The following is a 19,532-nucleotide window of genomic DNA, read 5'->3' on the forward strand; positions in this document are numbered from 1 at the left end:
CTCCTCCATGACCTCCAACTCCAACCCCCGTGAACTGCAAGCCCAGTTGGAGACGCTGACCACCGAGGCCTTCCGGCCCGAGCTCGCCGACGTCGACCAGTTGCCGACCCTCGACATCGCCCGGCTGATGAACGGCGAGGACGCCTCCGTGCCCGCCGCCGTGTCCCGGCAGCTGCCGCAGATCGCCGCGGCCATCGACGCCGTCGCCGAGCGCATGGCCCGTGGCGGCCGACTGATCTACGCCGGGGCCGGCACCGCCGGGCGGCTCGGTGTGCTGGACGCCTCCGAGTGTCCGCCGACCTTCAACACGGAACCGGAGCAGGTCGTGGGCCTGATCGCGGGCGGCCCCGAGGCCGTGGTCACCTCCGTCGAGGGCGCCGAGGACTCGGCGGAGCTGGCGCGGGCCGACCTGGACGGGCTCGCGGTGACCGCCGTGGACACGGTGGTCGGGGTGTCCGCGTCCGGTCGTACCCCTTACGCCGTGGGAGCGGTGGAACACGCCCGCGCGCGGGGGGCGTTGACCGTCGGCCTGTCCTGCAACGCGGACAGTGCGCTGGCGGCCGCCGCGGACCACGGCATCGAGGTGGTCGTCGGCCCCGAGCTGCTGACCGGCTCCACCCGCCTCAAGGCGGGCACCGCCCAGAAACTGGTGCTCAACATGCTGTCGACGATCACGATGATCCGGCTCGGCAAGACGTACGGGAACCTGATGGTCGACGTACGCGCCTCGAACGAGAAACTGCGCGCCCGCTCCCGCCGTATCGTCGCGCTCGCCACCGGCGCCGACGACGAGGAGGTCGAGCGCGCCCTGGCCGCCACCGACGGCGAGGCGAAGAACGCGATCCTGACCCTCCTGGCCGACGTGGACGGCCCCACGGCGGCGCGGTTGCTGGAGGAGTCGGGGGGGCATCTGCGGGCGGCGCTGGCGGCGACCACCCGCTAGCGGATCAGCGGCGGACGAGCATCGCGTGGGTGACGTTCGGGGAGCCGACCAGCTCGGACACCCGGTAGCCGTCGATCCCGTCGCCCAGGTCGTCGAGCAGCCGCTCCCCTCGCCCGATGAGCATCGGCGCGATCACCAGGTGCATCTCGTCGATCAGACCGGCGCGCAGATACTGCCGGATGACCGCCGCCCCGCCGCCGATCCGGACGTCCTTGCCGTCCGCGGCGTCGAACGCGCGCCGGAGCACCGCCTCGGGCGGCTCGTCGGTGAAGTGGAAGGTGGTGCCGCCGGCCATCTCCAGTGCCGGGCGCAGATGGTGGGTGTGGACGAAGACGTCGTGGTGGTAGGGCGGGTTGTCGCCCCACCAGCCCTGCCAGGACTCGTCCTCCCACGGCCCGCGCTGCGGACCGAACATGTTCCGCCCCATGATCGTGGCGCCGGTGTTCTGGTCACCGCGGACGAAATAGTCGACGTCGATTCCGGTCTTCCCCGCGGCCGCGTCCTCCGACGCGGCGACGAACCAGCTGTGCAGCTCGTCGCCCCAGCCGACACCGTCGCCGAAGGGGGCGTCGAGCCGCTGGTTCGGGCCGGCCATGAAGCCGTCCAGGGAGATCGTCACGTTGTGTACGCGAACCTTGGGCATGGCCTTCGCCTCTCGGGTGGATGTCCTTCTCTCGCCTGTCTCTCATCTGTGCGTCGTTCAGAGCCTGACCGGATCGACATCCCCACGCATCTTTTTCCAGACCAGGGTGTAGCGCCAGAAGAGCCGACGCCTCAGCCGGGCGCCGGGCAGGACACGGCGGACCTCACGGACGAGCTCGGTGTACGGGACGTCCGGCGGGCGGGTCACGGCGGTCATCGCGACGGGCCTCTCGGCGACCCTCCGCCCCCTGTTCCTGACCCAGCCGTTGATCAGGTTGAGCGGGACGGAGACGAGGCCGAGCAGCCGCTGGACTCCGGTGTCCTCCTGGGCGACCCCGACGATCAGCAAGGTTCCACCGGGGGCCAGCTGCTGCCGCAAGCGCGTGAGGGCCTCGGTGAGCGGGAGGTGGTGGAGTACGGCGACACAGGTGATGACGTCGTAGGGGGCACCTTCGTCGTACGACAGCGCGTCCGCGACGGCGAAGGCGACGGGGAGGCCGGGATCGGTCGACTCCCTCGCCTCACCGATGATCCGCTCGTCGCTGTCGATGCCGTGCACCTGCGTGGCCCGCGTCGCCAGCAGCCTCGCGAGGTCTCCGGCACCGCAGCCGACGTCGAGGGCCCGGTCGAAGCGGCGGGGCAACCGGCGCATGAGCCACGGGTGGTAGTGGGCGTTGTGGGACCAGGGGTGGGCGTCGTTGAAGCGTTGGAGCACGGCGAGTGCGTGAGGTGTGAAGAGGCGCATGGGATCTATTTCAACAGGGCATACTCTCTTCCCTGTTGACCTCTGGATTCGCTCGCGCGACAAGGGGAACATCCGTGCTTGAGCTCGACACACTGCTCGACCAGCTCGTGCCGGCAACCGAGGCGGCGGCCATCGCCTTCGGCGTGAGCGTGCTGACCAGGGCCCAGGACGAGACGGCGGGGGCGACCGTACGACTGGGACAGCGGCTGCTAGGACAGATCCTGAACCGTGGCGCCGCCGCCGATCCGGTGCGGGTCTCCGTCACCGATCTGGCGGAGGCGGGCGAGGACCGGGATCTTCTCGCCTTGCGGCGCGCGGAGTTGAGGATCGCGCTGCGGAACACGCTCCGGGACTGCCCGAACCTGGCCGCCGAGCTGTCGGCCGAGCTCAGGGTGCCGCTGTCGGAGCGTCCCACCGTCAGGGCTGTGGGCGAGCGCAGTGTCGCCATCGGCGGAAACAACTTCGGGCCCGTTTCCACCGGCGACGGCGCGGCGCCCACCCCGTCCTCGTGAGCGACGGTCCGGGTACTGAGGAACCAGCCCCCGTCGAGCCGGAGCCCGTCGAGGCGCCCGGCAACCGGTCGGTGATCGTGCACCGTGACAACTACGCACCCATCATCACGGGCGACATCATCGTTTCCCCGCCACCCCCCGCCCCCGACTCCCTCGCCGGAAAGGCCAACCTGCTCGCGACCCGAGTCGGCGCCCAGCTCAACCACGAGGAGGAGCAGCAGCGATTGTGGGACCCGGTGCCCCTGCCCGTGCGCTGGCGACCTGCACCTCCGAAGCTGACGGGCAGCGAGGTCAGCGTCTTCGGGGCCCCGGCGGAGGCGGTGGACCTGACCGGTCCGCTGGACACGATCATGGCCGTCTTCCGGGACACGGAGCGCGGCAGGATGATGGTGCTGGGCCAGGCGGGCTCGGGGAAGACGATCCTGATCCGGCGTTTCGCGAAGGTCTGGCTGAACGCCCGCTCCCAGACCGACGAGACACCGGTCCCGGTGATCTTCAGCCTGGGATCGTGGAATCCCACCGACACTCCCCTGCGGGCCTGGCTGGTCGACCGGCTGAAGCGGGACCACCCCTTCCTGGCGGGGCCCGGCCCCGCAGGGCCGACGTGGGCCGAGACGTTGTTCGACGACAACCGCGTGCTGGCCGTCCTGGACGGGTTCGACGAGATCGCCGCAGACCTGCGCGCGGACGCGCTGCGCGACATCAGGACCAGCGTCATGCCGCTGCTGCTGACGAGCCGCCGTAAGGAACTGGAAGCCGCGGTGGCGGAACACGGGCTCTTCGACGGCATCGAACTGACCGACCTCACCCTCGCCGACTGTGCCCGAGGCCCGTTGCGCGGTACCGGCTGGAAGGCCGTCCTGAACGAGTTGGGCCGGCACCCCGAGGAACCGCTCGCCGCTGTGCTGACCACCCCTCTCATGGTCACCCTCGCCCACACCGCCCACGGTCCCGGCAGCGATCCGTGGAAGCTTCTGCGGAACGAGGAACTCCGCACCCGGGCAGCGCTCGAAGACCATCTCCTCGGCAGTTTCGTCCCCATCGCCTACGAACGTTTCCTGGGCGCAGGCTCCGCCGCGACGCGCCGACGCTGGCGCCCCGAGCAGGCCCGACGCTGGCTCGGCCACATCGCCACGCATCTGAGAACACTCGACGACGCCCAGGGCACCCAGGACATCGAGTGGTGGCGGCTGGGCACCACCATGAGCCTCCCCTCGCGCATGATCGTCTCGGGCGCGACCTGCGGACTCGTGTCGACGATTCTGCTCGGGCTCGTCTACGGCCTCACGAGCGAGCCCGCGGAAGCGTTCGCGACCGTGCTTCTGAACGTGCTGGGCATCGCGACGGCCTTCGGGCTCATGCACGGATTCGGGACGAAGCTCAAGGTCGGCGGCGGGTTCGAACCGTCGCGCATGGAGATCCGGATCCGCGGCGGAGCGACCAGAGCGCGAGTGAGGGAAAGCTTTCTTCCCAGGACGGTGGGCGGGCTCACGGGCGGACTGGTCTTCGGGGTCGTGTTCGGGCTCAGCGCGTCGGTGTACGCGCGCCTCCTGGCCTATCCCTGGACCACCGCCGCCTGGGTGTTCGGGAACTGGCTCGTGGCCGGGCTCGCTCTCGGACTGGGGGTCGGACTCATCCTCGCGCTCATGGCGGGGCTGGAGGCGGTCGTCAGGCCGGAGGCATCGGTCAGCCCGTCGGACCTGCTGCACACGAACCGCACCACCGTCCTCGCGCAAATGGCCACGGTCGGCGTGCTGCTCGGGCTCGGGTACGGAGTCGTCGTCGCGCTCGTGAACGGCGTGGTCCTCGGGATCCTGGCCGGGATCGCGGGCGCGCTCGTCGTCGGAGTCGGGGTCGGGACGCTCACCGCGTGGGGCCGGTGGATGGTCCTGGTCCGCTTCTGGCTGCCCCTGACCCGGCGGCTTCCGTGGGCGGTGAACACCTTCCTCGACGACGCCTACCAGCGAGGCGTGCTGCGCCAGTTCGGCGCGGTCTACCAGTTCCGCCACGCGCTGCTCCGGGACCACCTGGCCGAGGTCCCGAAGCACCACGGGCAACCTACGACGGGGGATCACTGATGGGCACAAGCAGGCACCGGGCGGCCTTACTCGCCTTTGCGGTCACGGCCGTTCTGGCCACGGCGAGCGCTCACCCCGCTTCCGCCGAACCGGTTTCGCTCACCCTGGACTACACCTGCGCCTTCTCGGGGCTCGGCACCTCACCCGTGACGATGAAGCTCGGCACGGACCTCCCGAGCACGATCGAAGTCGGCGAGCCCAGCCCGGAATCCGCCGTGAACGGCGTGACGACGGTGGACGGGAGCTTCACGCAGTACGCCACGCTGGCGGGCGCGAGGACCGTCGAGGGCTCGCTGAAGGGGACCGCCGACGTGACCACGTCACAGGGCAGCATCCCCCTGACCGTGCCCATGACGATCCCGAGGACCACCGTCCCCGCCTCCGGTTCCTTCGACATCACCGCCCACGGCACCGCGCCCTCCCTCACCTTCAGCAAGCCGGGCAACGCGAAGATCACCGTCGGCGACCTCACCCTGCGCCTCACCCCGAGGGACGCGTTCGGCAACACCACGTGGGTGGGGACGATCGAGGCGTCCTGCACGGTGGACGGCGGGCAGAACACGGTCCTCCAGTCGCTCGTCGTCACCAAGAAGGCCCAGGCCACACCGAAACCAACCAGAGGCACCGGTTCGGGCTCGGGCTCGGGATCTGGCTCCGGCTCCGGCAGCGGCAGCGGCAGCGGCAGCGGCAGCGGGACGGGGACAGGAACGGGCACGGGAACCTCGGCAGGATCCGGCAGTTCGACCTCGGGTACGACGGGCTCGTCCCGTACGACGGCCTCGTCCCGTACGACGACCACGCCGAGCGCGTCGACAGCCGGCTCGGCCAAGCCCTCCCCCCGTCCCCCGACCGCTTCCCAAGGGGCACCGACCGTCAACACGGCGCGAGACGGCGAGACCGCGGCCGCCGCCAAGGACACCCCGCACGACCTGGACCCCAGGAGCCCGCTCGTGCTGACGATGGGCGTCCTCGTCGCGGGTGGCGCCGCGGCCGCCGTCGGCTTCGGTGCCCGCCTGAGGAAGCGCCGCTCCGACGGCACGCACGACTGAGACGCGGCGCTTCAGGGGAGCAGCCCAGTTCCGGGTAGCGCGGCCAAGGCCGTAAACGTGGGGGTGGGGGTGCTGCGCACGGGAGTGGTCTCCAGGGGTACGACGGGGCCGGGCCCCCGACGGTCGTGCCCGTGAGGGCGGTCGGGGGCCCGGCGTGGAATGACTGCCGCAAGGAGTGCGGGCTAGTCGGCGAAGAGCGCGCCGAACTGTGCGGTGCCCGAGGTGGAGACGCCCACCGCGGTCACGGACAGGGCGCGGGAGCCGGTCGTGCCGATCTTCGTGCCGGTGGAGGGCAGGTAGGTCACCGCTCCGTCGCCGCCGTCCTCGTACGACCCGATGACCAGGTCGGCCTTGCCGTCGCCGTTGACGTCGTCGAGCTTGACGTCGGCGCCGAACAGGTCGTTCTTCTCGCTCGTGCCGGGGACGCCCGTCGTGTTCTGCTCGAAGGACTGGAGGCCGGTGGACGTGTTGATGCCGCTCGCCGAGCCGTACATGACGGTGACCATGCCGGCGTTGGTGACGCTGCCGAGGTCCTCGTTCGGGGTGGAGACGACCACGTCCTGGTAGCCGTCGCCGTTGACGTCGCCCAGGTCCAGGTCCCAGCCGAAGGCGTCACCCTTCTCCGAACTGCCGGGCACGTTCCCGGTGTTCTGGGTGATGCCGGTGGTCGAGGCGGGGCCGGACGCGGAGCCGTAGGTGATGCTGACCCTGCCGCCGTTGGAGGAGTCCGGAATGGTCTGGCCGTCGCTGGTCGTGGCGTCCCAGCCGGCGCCGGTGACGATGTCGCCGTAGCCGTCGCCGTTGATGTCGCCGATCCCGGTGACGATGCCCGGCTTGAGGGTCTTGACGCCCGCGACGCTCAGACCGCTCGCGGTGCCGGGCACGTAGTAGTTGGTGTTCCAGCCGTTCGCCGTCTGCGTCTCGTAGCCGTCGACCACCAGGTCGGTCCGGCCGTCGCCGTTCACATCGCCGGCGGTGAGCTGCTGAGGGCCGTACGGGAAGCCGGACGAGCCGGGCATGATCGGCGGCTTGATGGTGTAGCGGCCGCCGGGCTGGCCGGTGGAGCTGCTGAAGCCGCCCTTGTAGACGTAGAGGGTGGCGGACGAGCTGCCGACGGCCAGGTCGGCCTTGCCGTCGCCGTCGAAGTCGCCGGCGGCCAGGGACAGGCCCCAGTTGTCGTGCGAGGAGACGGCCGGGTCCGGTACGTCGCTCGCCTTGCCGGTGAGGCCGCTCGCCGAGCCCCAGAGGATCGCGAGGGCGCCGCCGTCGGTGTCGGTGCCGACCTTCTCGTACGGCGAGGCCACGGCGAGGTCGTCGTACCCGTCGCCGTTGAAGTCGGCGTACGCGGTCGCGCCGCCGAACCAGTCGCCGGCCTCGGCGCTGCCGGGCACGGTGCCGGAGTTCTGGCTGAGGACCGTGCGCTTGGCCGAGGTCACGCCGGAGCCGGCGCTGCCGTAGAGCGCGACGACCTGGCCGGCGTTGGCGTGGCCGCTGACGTAGGCGCCGGGGGCCGAGGCCACCACGTCGCCGATGCCGTCGCCGTTGAAGTCGGCCTTCGCGACCTTGAACGAGTCGGCGGCGGTGGCCGTGGTCACCGAGACCGTGAGCAGACCGCCCGTCAGCGCGGCCGCGGCGGCCGTCGCGAGGGCGAGTCGCAGATGCGGGTGGTGTCTGTGGTGCATGCGTGATTCTCCTGCGGCATGCGGGGGATGCCTGGCGGGCATCCGAGTCGATGGGGTGCGAACCGTCCGTGTTTGCCGGGTGTTGTCCTCAGGGACACGGACGGTTGGCGATCAAGAGACCTCTGGCGGGCTCCGAGGGTTGTACGTGATGTCGAGGATTACGGAGACTGACCCCATGAACCACGCTCAGCTCACCGCCCTGGGCCGCGCCCTCCGTCTGCTCGGCGAGCACGGCGATGCCCTCACCGCGGACACCCCGGACGCCCGGCTCCACGAAGTCAGGGGCGATCTGAAGCGTGCGCTGGACCTCCTTGAGGACAGCGTCACCGCCGCCGCCCCCACCACCCGCTGCGCCGAGCACCCGAACGGCCCGGTCGACGAGAACGCCCCCGACCTGTGCCTGCTGTGCGAGACCCGGCGCCGGGCGGCCCGCCGCGCCGAGATCAACGGGCCCGGCGCCCACCCGAGGACCGCCGGCCCCACCCCGTCCCGCTACGGGGTGCGGGAGGACCGGCCCCAGCCCCAGCAGCGCTGGCTCCCCGAGCTGTGGACCGGCCAGGAGTGGCAGTTGTGCGGGACGCCGAGGCGGGACCGGCACGAGGCCGAGCTCTACCTCAACGCCCAGCGCCGGGGCCCGCGCGCCGCGATGGCGTACCGGCTGGTCCACGAGTTCACCGACTACGAGGTGCTCAGGGTGTGGGGCACCCCGGTCAAGGTGGACATCGAGCCGCTGGGGAACCTCTAGACCGGGCTACTTCAGCAACGGCAGCGCCGGGAAGTCGTACGCCTCCCACAGCCGCCGCGACACCTCGTCCGGGTACGGCCGCACCTCCGGCTCCACGTCCAGGACCTGGGTCAGTCGGCCGTCACCGTCGTACGCCGGCCACCCCGGATCCCCGGTGCGCGCGAACGCCGTCCACGCCGACTGGAAGCGCGCGGTCAGTGCCCTCGCCTCGTCCGGGACCCCGCTCCCCGCGAACAGCAGATTTCCGAGGTCGGCCTCGTAGGTGCCGAACAGCAGCGGGATGTCCAGCCCGTGGCACGCGCCGAGCGCGCCGCCGAACCCCGGTGCGGGCCAGGTCAGTTCGTAGACATGGGCCCGCCCGCCGCCCGCGACCTGCGCCTCCGCCAGCCGCAGGGACGGCATGTTGAACAGCCAGTCCGTCTGCACGCGCTCGTAGAGCGCGGTCGGCGTGGCCTCCGGGAACGCCTCGCGGTAGGCGCGCTCCCCGTCGGGCCCCGGTGCGAACGTCCGCAGGGCCGCGGCCGCCTGCTCCTCGGTGATCTTGCCGAGCTGGTCGGCGAGAACGAGGAAGAGCCGGTACTCGTCCCGGTTGTGCCCGACGAGCAGCTCCACGTCCCGGGCCACGCCCGCCGCCAGCGCCTCCCACGGCGTGCACGGCAGCACCTCGCCGTCGACGACCGGCGAGAAGGGGGTGACGGTGGGTGCCGCCTGGCCCCACCGGTCGTCGTACTCGCGCATCCGCAGGCTCAACCGCTCGCCCGCGGCCGGGAGTTCGAGCGGATCCACGGCCGACAGCGCGGCCGCCGTGGGTGCGAGCCCCGCCTCCTTGGCGATCTCCACCGCGATGTCCCGGGCCAGCTCCGCCGAGAAGTACGTACCGGGCACGCTCTGCGCGACGGCCCGCCCGAACAGCCCGCGCGCGCTCGGCATCGCCAGCAGCGAGGCGACCGACCCCGCCCCGGCCGACTCCCCGAACACCGTGACCTGCGCGGGGTCCCCGCCGAACGCCGTGATGTTGTCCCGCACCCACTCCAGCGCCGCCACCTGGTCCAGCAGCCCCCGGTTCGCGGGCGCCCCCTCCAGCAGGGCGAACCCCTCGATGCCGACGCGGTAGTTGAGGGTGACGACGACCACGTCACCGGCGCGCGCGAGGTGCTGGGCGTCGTAGCCGGGGCTGCCCGAGTGCCCCAGCTTGTAGGCGCCGCCGTAGATGTACACCATCACCGGGCGGAGGGCAGACGGGTCCGTGGCCGGGGTCCAGACGTTGACCGTCAGCCAGTCGACACCGGTGGGCGCCTCCAGCACGCCGGTCCGCCCCTGGATGCCCGCCTCCTGCGGGGGCGGCGGCCCGAACGCGTACGCCTCCCGGGTCCCCTCCCAGCCCCGCACGGGCCGCGGCGCCTGGAACCGCGCGTCCCCGACCGGCGGCTCGGCGAACGGGATCCCCCGGAAGACCACGAGCCCGTCCTCGGCGCGCCCGCGCACGGCTCCGGCCGCGGTGCGTACTTCGAGATCCTCGGCTGACGTCATCGTCGAACTCCTCATGGGTGTGGGCTGCTGGCACCAACTTCAGCCCACACCCCTTGCTTGAGTCAACCAAGTCCGTCCCGAGGGCCGTGCTCCTCCAGCACCGCCCGGGTCCGCTCCTCGTCCAGTTCGTACACCGTCTCGTGCGCCCGCGGGTCCCGCGCGTGGAAGGTGTGGAACACCGGGCTCGCCGGCCCACCCAGCTCCACCAGCGAGGCCGAGGCCCCGCGCACCGCCCGCTCGGTGCCGTACGGCGTGGTCAGGTCGATGCGGTTGACCACCCCCGGCGTCACCCACACCGGCACCGCCTCCAGCATCCCGAACAGCTGGAGATGGAAGTGCCCGGTCAGCACGGTCCGTACGTCACTCCCGCGGATCGCCGCCGCCAGCTCCCCGGGGTTGAGCAGCCCGAAGACGGGCTGGGTGACGGAGAGGCCGAGGCTGATCGGTGGATGGTGGAAGGCGAGGACCGTGCCGCGCTCGGCCGGTGTTCTCAACACTCCCCGCAGCCACTCCAGTTGGGCCGCGCTGATCCGCCCGTACACCTTGCCCGGCACGAGCGAGTCCAGTGTGACGAACCGCCAGCCGTCGACCGTGGTCACCGCGGCCCGCTCCGCGTCCTCGGTCTCCAGCACCACCTCTGGCCGGGCATGCCCGCTCCCGAGCACCTTGCCGAAGGCCTCGCGCTCGTCGTGGTTGCCGGTGGTGCAGAAGACGGCGGCGCCGTGCGGCCGGGCGAAGTCGCCGACCAGTTCCCGCACGGTCGTGTACGCCTCCACATCACCGGCGTTGGCGATGTCCCCGGTGACGACGACCGCGTCGACGTCCCGCAGATGGCGTAGCTCGGCGAGGATCAGCCGCAGGGATTCGGTGGCGTTGACGCCGTTGCTGTTGGGGGCGTCGGTGCGCTCCACATGGGTGTCCGAGAGATGCACTATCCGCATGTCCGTCACGCTATCCGGACTTGGTATATGCGTGCACATAAATGGTGATACCCAAGTATTGACGGCCCCACCCGTTCCCGGCTTTCCCGCTGGGCTGTGAGACCGGCCACTCATGCGTGAAGCCCGCCCCACTGAATGTGGGACGGGCTTCGTCCGGAGCGCCGGGCAGGCCTTGCACCTGCATTTCCCCGCAGGAAGCGGGGCGTCTTTCCTTGGACCACCGACGCGTAGTCGACCGACGGGACTTCACGTCGACCGGCTCGTGATCAAGCATAGCGCAGAAAAAACCGCGGGCGGCACACCCCGCTTCCGGGGAAGTGCCGCCCGCGGCAAGGACGTTGATCAACCAGAGGTCGATCAGAAGTCCATGTCACCGCCCGGCATACCGCCACCGGCGGGCGCGGCGGCCTTCTCCGGCTTGTCGGCGATGACGGCCTCGGTGGTGAGGAAGAGCGCGGCGATGGAGGCGGCGTTCTGCAGGGCAGAGCGCGTGACCTTCGCCGGGTCGATGATGCCTTCCTTGACCAGGTCGACGTACTCACCGGTCGCGGCGTTCAGGCCGTGGCCCGGGGTGAGGTTGCGGACCTTCTCCACCACGACGCCGCCCTCAAGGCCGGCGTTGACGGCGATCTGCTTCAGCGGGGCCTCAAGGGCGAGCTTGACGGCGGCAGCGCCGGTCGCCTCGTCACCCTCCAGCTCCAGCTTCTCGAAGACACCGGAGGCCTGCAGCAGGGCCACGCCACCACCGGCGACGATGCCCTCCTCGACGGCCGCCTTGGCGTTGCGCACGGCGTCCTCGATGCGGTGCTTGCGCTCCTTGAGCTCGACCTCGGTCGCGGCACCGGCCTTGATGACGGCGACGCCACCGGCGAGCTTGGCCAGGCGCTCCTGGAGCTTCTCGCGGTCGTAGTCCGAGTCGCTGTTCTCGATCTCGGCACGGATCTGGTTGACCCGGCCGTTGACCTGGTCCGAGGACCCGGCGCCGTCGACGATGGTGGTCTCGTCCTTGGTGATGACGACCTTGCGGGCGCGGCCCAGGAGGTCCAGGGTCGCGTTCTCCAGCTTGAGGCCGACCTCCTCGGAGATGACCTCGCCGCCCGTGAGGATGGCGATGTCGCCGAGCATGGCCTTGCGGCGGTCACCGAAGCCCGGGGCCTTGACGGCGACGGACTTGAAGGTGCCGCGGATCTTGTTGACGACCAGGGTCGACAGGGCCTCGCCCTCGACGTCCTCGGCGATGATCAGCAGCGGCTTGCCCGACTGCATGACCTTCTCCAGGAGCGGGAGCAGGTCCTTGACGGAGCCGATCTTGGAGTTGGCGATGAGGATGTAGGGGTCGTCGAGCGACGCCTCCATCCGCTCCATGTCGGTGGCGAAGTACGCCGAGATGTAGCCCTTGTCGAAGCGCATACCCTCGGTGAGCTCCAGCTCCAGACCGAAGGTCTGGGACTCCTCGACGGTGATGACGCCTTCCTTGCCGACCTTGTCCATCGCCTCGGCGATGAGCTCGCCGATCTGGGTGTCGGCGGCGGAGATGGAGGCCGTGGAGGCGATCTGCTCCTTGGTCTCGACATCCTTGGCCTGCTCAAGGAGAGCGGCGGAGACGGCCTCGACGGCCTTCTCGATACCGCGCTTGAGGGCCATCGGGTTGGCGCCCGCGGCTACGTTGCGAAGGCCTTCCTTGACGAGGGCCTGGGCGAGCACGGTCGCGGTGGTCGTACCGTCGCCGGCGACGTCGTCCGTCTTCTTGGCGACTTCCTTGACCAGCTCGGCGCCGATCTTCTCGTACGGGTCCTCGAGCTCGATCTCCTTGGCGATGGAGACACCATCGTTGGTGATCGTGGGGGCGCCCCACTTCTTCTCGAGGACGACGTTGCGGCCCTTGGGGCCGAGCGTCACCTTCACGGCGTCCGCGAGCTGGTTCATGCCGCGCTCGAGGCCGCGCCGCGCCTCCTCGTCGAACGCGATGATCTTGGCCATGTGAAGTGGTCCCTCCAGGACTGGGGGTGATTCCTTCGGACCGCGCCCGCGCCCGCGACGGACGGCTCGCCTGCCTCGTGGGTTCCTTCCCCATCCGGCCTGCGGGCCTCACCGACCCGGTCCTTCGTTGTCACTCTCACCTTCAGAGTGCTAACGCCAATGATTAGCACTCGGCATGGTCGAGTGCAAGCGGCTACCGAAGACCGGGCGCCTGGTGATGTGTCGGGGCGGGCCCGTCGGGCGGGTGCGGGTCCGCTGCGGCCGGTCGCGCGGTTCCCCGCGCCCCCGGGGAGTCACAGGGTGGCCGGTGTCCGTCGTCGAGCACCGCTCAAGCGGCCGAGCCGCAGGCATCAGGGGGCGGGGAACTGCGCAAACGCCCGCCCATGCCGAAGGGCTCGTAACCCATGACTCCCCATGGGATACGAGCCCTCCGAAGAAGAACGAAGAACGACGCTGTTGTTACCCGGCGCGTGCTTCAGCCTGTCGCGAGACGGACCATGTCCGCCTGCGGCCCCTTCTGACCCTGCGAGATCTCGAACTCGACCCGCTGGCCCTCTTCAAGGGTGCGGTAACCGTCCATCTGGATCGCGCTGTAGTGGACGAATACATCCGCACCACCGTCGACCGCGATGAAGCCGTACCCCTTCTCCGCGTTGAACCACTTGACGGTGCCCTGAGCCATGCCTAACTCCCCTATTACTGGCCCTTGCACGGACCCGCACTTCGCGGATCCGGGTCAGACCTCACCCCCCACATGGTTGGGGGCGTGCGCCGGAACGCGTCGACCGCGGCTGAATGTATCTGTCCAACTGCCGTCTGCAACAGGTCAATCGGACGAGAATTCTGGACGGAAGGGGTCCGGAATGTAGCGAGAATTCGCCTGAATTCGGGGCAAGTCGGGCCCCATAAAAGACGCATAAGGCACATAAGACGCGCACACTTTGGCTACTTCTCATCGCATGCGAAGCCAGAACTCATATGCATGCGGCATGAAGAAAGCCGCAGCTTCCCCAACTGTACCGCGCTCAACCATAGAGAATTGCCCCCTCCGCTTCTCTCGCGGAGGGGGCAATCAGATGAACACTCGGTAATTACTGTTACCGAAGGTAATGACCAGTCATACGGTCACCCGCCGGCGACGGCCGGGATGATCGAGACTCCGGCCCCGTCGGGCGTCGCCGTCTCCAGCCCCTGCTCGAACCGCACGTCGTCGTCGTTCACGTACACGTTGACGAACCGCCGCAGCTTGCCCTGGTCGTCGAGCACCCGGGCCGCGATACCGGTGTGGTTCTTCTCCAGATCGGCGATGACCTCGGCGAGGGTCCCACCTTCGGCGGCCACCTCGGCCTGCCCGCCGGTGTAGGTGCGCAGAATGGTGGGGATACGGACGGAAACGCTCATGTTCAGACCTCCGGTCAGGTGATCGCCTTTAGGGGCGCGGGACTCTGCTCGATTTGCGGCTACCGCCGCGCGGGCGCGACCAGCCCCCACCGGCCCGCAGACGAACAACGACTACGCGAGACCTGCCTCGCGGAACGAATCAAGGTTGGGACGGATCGTCGCCGTAAGACCCGTACCCGCCACCGCGTCCAGGGTCTTGAGCCCATCGCCCGTGTTCAGTACAACGGTCGTCTTCGAAGGGTCGAGCAGCCCGTTCTCGATCAGCTTCTTGGCCACGCCGACCGTCACCCCACCGGCGGTCTCCGCGAAGATCCCCTCACTCCGGGCGAGCAGCTTGATCGCGTCGACGACCTGCTCGTCGTTGACGTCCTCCACCGCACCGCCGGTGCGCCGCGCGATGTCCAGGACGTACGGCCCGTCCGCCGGGTTGCCGATGGCGAGGGACTTGGCGATCGTGTTGGGCTTCTGCGGCCGTACGACGTCCTGCCCCGCCTTGTACGCGACGGAGACAGGGCTGCACCCCTCGGCCTGCGCCCCGAAGATCTTGTACGGCCTGTCCTCGACGAGCCCGAGCTTGATCAGCTCCTGCAGACCCTTGTCGATCTTGGTGAGCTGCGAACCGGAGGCGATCGGCACGACGAGCTGGTCGGGCAGCTGCCAGCCCAGCTGCTCGCAGATCTCGTACGCCAGGGTCTTGGAGCCCTCCGCGTAGTACGGCCGCAGGTTGACGTTGACGAAGCCCCAGCCCTCGCCGGCCGGGTCGCCGATCAGCTCGGAACAGAAGCGGTTCACGTCGTCGTAGTTGCCCTCGATGCCGACGAGCTCGCCGCCGTAGATCGCGGCCATGACGACCTTGCCCTGCTCCAGGTCGTGCGGGATGAACACGCAGGAGCGGAAGCCGGCGCGGGCGGCGGCGGCGCCCACCGCACCGGCGAGGTTGCCGGTGGACGAGCAGGAGAGTGTGGTGAAGCCGAAGGCGCGCGCGGCCTCAAGGGCCTGGGCCACGACCCGGTCCTTGAAGGAGTGCGTCGGGTTGCCGGAGTCGTCCTTGATGTACAGGCCGCCGGTCACGCCGAGCTCGCGGGCGAGGTTGTCGGCCTTGACGAGCTGGGTCCAGCCGGGGTTGATGTTCGGCTTGGTCGCCACGTCCGCGGGGACGGGCAGCAGCGGCGCGTAACGCCAGATGTTCGCGGGACCCGCCTCGATCCGCTTGCGGAGCTCCTCGGTGTCGTAGGCCGAGAAGTCGTACGCGATCTCGAGCGGGCCGAAACACTCCTCGCAGGCGAAGACCGGGCCCAGCGGGACGCGGTGGCCGCATTCGCGGCAGCTCAGCGCCGCGGCGGGACCCAGATCGACGGAGTTCGTGGTGCTTGCAACAGTCTGCGCAGCCATGGAGGCGAGGCCCTTTCTCCTCATCTTCCTCACGACGCACTTCGCCGTGAGACGGATTTGGCACCTTCCCGAGTCGGGAGCCTCGCGGAGAACGATCGACAGTGATCGCTACGAGAACCGACTGGAGGGTTGCCGGGGCTTCATCGGGCCGTATCCCTCTGCCCCTCTGGATGAGCGGTATGAAGTTGTGAACGGCGGGCCATCCAGGACATGCGATGGTCACCCGCGTTGTTCAAGACTGTAACCGACGACCAGGACAGTTGAGATAGTCGTCCGAACCGCGAGATGGATCACACGCTAAGGAGCCGCCTACGTGCTGGAAGAAGTCGAGCGCTGGCTGAGCACCCGCTCCTGGTCGGTCACCGATCGCCCGCTCCACCAGATCATGGCCGCCAAGCAGCGCACCCGGCAGACGGTCAGCGTCGTGCTGCCCGCGCTCAACGAGGAGGAGACGGTCGGTGACATCGTCTCCGTGATCCGTCACGACCTCGTGCTGCAGGTCCCGCTGGTCGACGAGATCGTCGTCGTCGACTCGGGGTCGACCGACCGCACCTCGGAGGTGGCCGCCGCGGCCGGCGCCACGGTGGTGCACCGCGACGAGATCCTGCCCCGGCTGCCCGCCGTCCCCGGCAAGGGCGAGGTCCTGTGGCGCTCGCTGCTCGCCACCTCCGGGGACATCGTCTGTTTCATAGACGCCGACCTGAAGGAGTTCTCCTCGGACTTCGTCTCCGGGATCGTCGGCCCGCTGCTCACCGACCCCGAGGTCGACCTCGTCAAGGGCATGTACGACCGTCCCCTGGGCGGCGCCGCCGGGCAGGGCGGCCGGGTCACCGAGCTGATGGCGCGCCCGCTGCTGAACATGCACTGGCCGCAGCTGGCCGGTTTCGTGCAGCCGCTGGGCGGCGAGTACGCGGCCCGCCGCAGCCTGCTCGAACAGCTCCCGTTCCCCGTCGGGTACGGCGTCGAGCTCGGCATGCTGGTCGACGCCCTGCACCTGGTGGGCCTGGACGCCCTCGCCCAGGTCGACGTCGGGGTCCGCAAGCACCGCCACCAGGACGGTCAGGCCCTGGGCCGGATGTCCGCCGCGATCTACCGCACCGCCCAGCTCCGGCTGGCCCGCGGCCACATGATCAGGCCCGCCCTCACCCAGTTCGAGCGGGGCGCGGACGGCTTCGAGCCGCGGACGTACTCCGTGGACACGGAGGAGCGGCCGCCGATGGTGGAGATCGCGGAGTACGCCGAGCGGAAGGTCGCCTAGCAGTCGCGTCGCACGGGAGCGCGTTACAGAATGCGGCGTTCCGTATACGGCCCCCCACTGAGCGCAAGCGTACGTTTGAGCGGTTCCGGGCCGGGCTAGGTTGAGGCGTATGGCTTCCACGCACGGTGCTGCTCACGAGGTACTGGTCGCGTCCAACCGCGGCCCGGTCTCGTACGAAGTGGGCGAGGACGGCTCGCTGAACGCCAAGCGGGGCGGCGGCGGGCTCGTCTCCGGTCTGTCGGCGATCGGACCGGACGCGGGCGCGCTGTGGGTGTGCTCCGCACTGTCCGACGGCGACCGCGAGGCGGTACGGCAGGAGGTCGGCGAGGACGGTGTCCGGATGCTCGCGATCCCGGCCGAGGTGCACGCGGACGCGTACAACGGCATCGCGAACTCGGTCCTCTGGTTCGTCCACCATCTCCTCTACCAGACCCCGCTGGAGCCGGCCTTCGACGCGGAGTTCCGGCGGCAGTGGGCGTCGTACGAGACGTACAACCGCGCCTTCGCCCAGGCGCTGGCGGAAGAGGCGGCCGAGGGGGCGGCGGTCCTGGTGCAGGACTACCACCTGTGCCTGGTGCCGGGGATGCTGCGCGAGCTGCGCCCGGACCTCAGGATCGCCCACTTCTCGCACACGCCGTGGGCGCCGGTGGACTACTTCCGGATGCTGCCGGACGACATCGCGTCCCAGGTGCTGCGGGGCATGCTGGGCGCCGACCGGCTCGGTTTCCTCACCCGTCGCTGGGCGGACGCGTTCACAGCCTGCTGTACGGAGTTCGCGGGCGGGCTCGGCCGGACGCGGATCGGGGTGCACGGCCTGGGCGCGGACGCGGACTTCCTGCGCGAGCGGGCGCACCGGCCTGACGTGGACGAACGGATGGCGGCGCTCCGCGAGGAGATCGGCGAGGGCCGCAGGACGATCGTCCGGGTCGACCGCACGGAACTGTCGAAGAACATCGTGCGGGGCCTGCATGCCTACCGGCGGCTGCTGGAGTCGCGGCCCGAGTGGCGGGAGCGGGTCGTGCATGTGGCCTTCGCGTATCCGTCGCGGCAGGACCTGGCGGTGTACCGGGACTACACGGCCGAGGTGCAGCGGGTGGCGGACGAGATCAACTCGGCGTACGGCACACCGGGTTGGACGCCGGTCGTGCTGCATGTCAAGGACGACTTCGCGCGCTCCCTCGCCGCGTACCGGCTCGCCGACGTGGCCCTGGTCAATCCCATCCGGGACGGCATGAACCTGGTCGCGAAGGAGATGCCGGTGGTCTCCGAGGAGGGGTGCGTGCTGGTGCTGTCGCGGGAGGCCGGGGCGTACGAGGAGCTGGGCGACGACGCGATCGTGGTGAACCCGTACGACGTGGAGCAGACCGCGGCGGCCCTGCACGAGGCGCTGACGACACCCGCGCACGAGCGGGCCGAACGCACGAAGCGGCTGACCGCGGCGGCGACGGCGCTGCCACCGGCGCAGTGGTTCCTGGACCAGCTGAACGCGCTGAACGCCGTGCGGCGCGGGTGACCTGCCGAGCGGCCGAGCGCGACGACCGAGGCCGCTGTCCGATCAGGCCGATCAGGCCACCGGCCGCCTGCCCCGACTGCCGAACCTCACCCCGCGGAGAGGGACCCCCATGAGCAGCCATACCGACTCCGATGCTCTGCCGACCCCGGAGACACCCGCCGGCCGGGACGGCCTGCGCGCCCTCCTCGCCGAGCCGAGCCGGGCGGTGATCGGGCTCGACTTCGACGGGACACTGGCTCCGATCGTGGCGGACCCGGAGCAGGCGCGGGCACACCCCGAAGCGGTCTCGGCCCTCGCCGCCCTGGCCCCGAAGGTGGCCTCCGTCGCGGTCGTCACCGGCCGCCCGGCCGAGATCGCGGTCCGCTACGGCGGTTTCGCGGGCGTCCCCGGCCTGGAGCACCTGACCGTCCTCGGCCACTACGGCGCGGAGCGCTGGGACGCGGCGACGGGAGAGCTCACGGCCCCGGAACCCCATCCGGGTGTGGCAGCGGTCCGCGCCGAACTGCCTGCCCTCCTCGACGGGACCGGCGCGTGGATCGAGGAGAAGGGCGGCCGGGCGGTGGCGGTGCACACCCGCCGGGCCCCGGACCCCCAGGCCATCTTCGACGCCCTCCGCGCCCCTCTCACCGACCTGGCCGCCCGGCACGGCCTGATCGTCGAGCCCGGCCGTCTGGTCCTGGAACTCCGGCCCCCGGGCATGGACAAGCGCGTGGCCCTGCTGGCACACGTCCGCGACCTGTCCGCCGGCTCCGTCCTCTACGCCGGCGACGACCTGGGCGACCTCCCGGCCTTCTCCGCAGTGGACGACCTCCGCTCCTCCGGCACCCCGGGCCTCCTGGTGTGCAGCGGCAGCGACGAGGTCACGGAACTCCGCAAACGGGCCGACCTGGTGGTGGACGGCCCGGGCGGCGTGGTGACCCTGCTGCGGGGGTTGGCGGACCAGCTCGCCTAAATCCAGCCCCTCCGGCGTTTGAGGAGCGGGGGTCGAAGGGGCGGCAGCCCCTGGGCACGGGGTCGAAGGGGCAGCAGCCCCTGGGCACGGGGTCGAAGGGGCAGCAGCCCCTGGGCACGGGGTCGAAGGGGCAGCAGCCCCTGGGCACGGGGTCGAAGGGGCAGCAGCC

17 protein-coding genes and 1 riboswitch are annotated in these 19,532 nt (G+C 70.4%); of the genes, 8 read left to right on the plus strand and 9 right to left on the minus strand.

Annotated features, from left to right (window positions below):
• Positions 1-7: 7 nt before the first annotated feature.
• Complete coding sequence (gene murQ, locus ACI2L1_RS07015; protein ID WP_404738277.1) at positions 8-943, plus strand: N-acetylmuramic acid 6-phosphate etherase; 936 nt, start codon at positions 8-10, stop codon at positions 941-943.
• A gap of 4 nt (positions 944-947) precedes the next feature.
• On the opposite strand, the gene ACI2L1_RS07020 is transcribed toward murQ, so the two are convergent.
• Positions 948-1,586 (minus strand): dihydrofolate reductase family protein, encoded by a 639-nt coding sequence (locus ACI2L1_RS07020; protein ID WP_404738278.1) that lies wholly within the window; start codon positions 1,584-1,586, stop codon positions 948-950.
• Between the two features lie 57 nt (positions 1,587-1,643).
• Complete coding sequence (locus ACI2L1_RS07025) at positions 1,644-2,330, minus strand: class I SAM-dependent methyltransferase (protein ID WP_404738279.1); 687 nt, start codon at positions 2,328-2,330, stop codon at positions 1,644-1,646.
• A gap of 74 nt (positions 2,331-2,404) precedes the next feature.
• Between ACI2L1_RS07025 and ACI2L1_RS07030 the strand changes: the two genes are divergently transcribed.
• Genes ACI2L1_RS07030 through ACI2L1_RS07040 form a run of 3 tightly spaced genes read left to right on the plus strand, consistent with a single transcriptional unit; the run spans position 2,405 to position 5,969 of the window.
• Positions 2,405-2,842: a hypothetical protein gene (locus tag ACI2L1_RS07030; protein WP_404738280.1), complete on the plus strand. Its 438-nt coding sequence runs from the start codon at positions 2,405-2,407 to the stop codon at positions 2,840-2,842.
• Positions 2,839-4,920 (plus strand): NACHT domain-containing protein, encoded by a 2,082-nt coding sequence (locus tag ACI2L1_RS07035; protein WP_404738281.1) that lies wholly within the window; start codon positions 2,839-2,841, stop codon positions 4,918-4,920. Before ACI2L1_RS07030 ends, ACI2L1_RS07035 begins: the two co-directional genes overlap by 4 nt.
• Complete coding sequence (locus ACI2L1_RS07040; RefSeq protein WP_404738282.1) at positions 4,920-5,969, plus strand: DUF6801 domain-containing protein; 1,050 nt, start codon at positions 4,920-4,922, stop codon at positions 5,967-5,969. The genes ACI2L1_RS07035 and ACI2L1_RS07040 overlap by 1 nt, the downstream gene beginning before the upstream one ends.
• 182 nt (positions 5,970-6,151) lie before the next feature.
• Here ACI2L1_RS07040 and ACI2L1_RS07045 read toward each other — a convergent pair whose 3' ends face one another.
• Positions 6,152-7,651: an FG-GAP and VCBS repeat-containing protein gene (locus ACI2L1_RS07045; RefSeq protein ID WP_404738283.1), complete on the minus strand. Its 1,500-nt coding sequence runs from the start codon at positions 7,649-7,651 to the stop codon at positions 6,152-6,154.
• 175 nt (positions 7,652-7,826) lie between these two features.
• On the opposite strand from ACI2L1_RS07045, the gene ACI2L1_RS07050 reads away from it, so the two are divergent.
• The gene (locus ACI2L1_RS07050; RefSeq protein WP_404738284.1) at positions 7,827-8,396 is read left to right on the plus strand and encodes a hypothetical protein; all 570 of its coding nucleotides are present in this window, start codon (positions 7,827-7,829) and stop codon (positions 8,394-8,396) included.
• A 6-nt stretch (positions 8,397-8,402) separates the two neighbouring features.
• On the opposite strand, the gene ACI2L1_RS07055 is transcribed toward ACI2L1_RS07050, so the two are convergent.
• The 6 genes from ACI2L1_RS07055 to thrC all read right to left on the minus strand — a co-directional run bounded on the left by ACI2L1_RS07055 (position 8,403) and on the right by thrC (position 15,640).
• Complete coding sequence (locus tag ACI2L1_RS07055) at positions 8,403-9,926, minus strand: carboxylesterase/lipase family protein (protein ID WP_404738285.1); 1,524 nt, start codon at positions 9,924-9,926, stop codon at positions 8,403-8,405.
• 62 nt (positions 9,927-9,988) lie between these two features.
• Positions 9,989-10,867 carry a metallophosphoesterase family protein gene (locus ACI2L1_RS07060; RefSeq protein ID WP_404738286.1) on the minus strand — a complete coding sequence of 293 codons (879 nt, stop codon included), beginning with the start codon at positions 10,865-10,867 and terminating at the stop codon, positions 9,989-9,991.
• Positions 10,868-11,224: 357 nt separating this feature from the next.
• A complete protein-coding gene (groL, locus tag ACI2L1_RS07065) occupies positions 11,225-12,847 on the minus strand; it encodes a chaperonin GroEL (RefSeq protein ID WP_164431322.1) in 1,623 nt (540 codons plus the stop codon).
• A 475-nt stretch (positions 12,848-13,322) separates the two neighbouring features.
• Entirely contained in the window at positions 13,323-13,529 is a 207-nt protein-coding gene (locus ACI2L1_RS07070) for a cold-shock protein (RefSeq protein ID WP_007382895.1), read from the minus strand.
• A 443-nt stretch (positions 13,530-13,972) separates the two neighbouring features.
• Positions 13,973-14,248 (minus strand): MoaD/ThiS family protein, encoded by a 276-nt coding sequence (locus ACI2L1_RS07075; RefSeq protein ID WP_053746535.1) that lies wholly within the window; start codon positions 14,246-14,248, stop codon positions 13,973-13,975.
• Positions 14,249-14,359: 111 nt separating this feature from the next.
• The gene (gene thrC / locus ACI2L1_RS07080; protein WP_404738287.1) at positions 14,360-15,640 is read right to left on the minus strand and encodes a threonine synthase; all 1,281 of its coding nucleotides are present in this window, start codon (positions 15,638-15,640) and stop codon (positions 14,360-14,362) included.
• A 17-nt stretch (positions 15,641-15,657) separates the two neighbouring features.
• Positions 15,658-15,817, minus strand: a riboswitch (SAM riboswitch).
• A gap of 136 nt (positions 15,818-15,953) precedes the next feature.
• Here thrC and ACI2L1_RS07085 point away from each other — a divergent pair.
• From ACI2L1_RS07085 to otsB, 3 genes are all read left to right on the plus strand, one after another.
• Positions 15,954-16,898 (plus strand): glucosyl-3-phosphoglycerate synthase, encoded by a 945-nt coding sequence (locus ACI2L1_RS07085; protein WP_404738288.1) that lies wholly within the window; start codon positions 15,954-15,956, stop codon positions 16,896-16,898.
• A gap of 109 nt (positions 16,899-17,007) precedes the next feature.
• Positions 17,008-18,411 carry a trehalose-6-phosphate synthase gene (locus ACI2L1_RS07090; protein ID WP_404738289.1) on the plus strand — a complete coding sequence of 468 codons (1,404 nt, stop codon included), beginning with the start codon at positions 17,008-17,010 and terminating at the stop codon, positions 18,409-18,411.
• 109 nt (positions 18,412-18,520) lie between these two features.
• Entirely contained in the window at positions 18,521-19,363 is an 843-nt protein-coding gene (otsB, locus tag ACI2L1_RS07095) for a trehalose-phosphatase (protein WP_404738290.1), read from the plus strand.
• Positions 19,364-19,532: the final 169 nt, after the last annotated feature.

It is taken from the genome of Streptomyces sp. NPDC019531 (genome assembly GCF_044903305.1).
Taxonomy (GTDB): domain Bacteria; phylum Actinomycetota; class Actinomycetes; order Streptomycetales; family Streptomycetaceae; genus Streptomyces.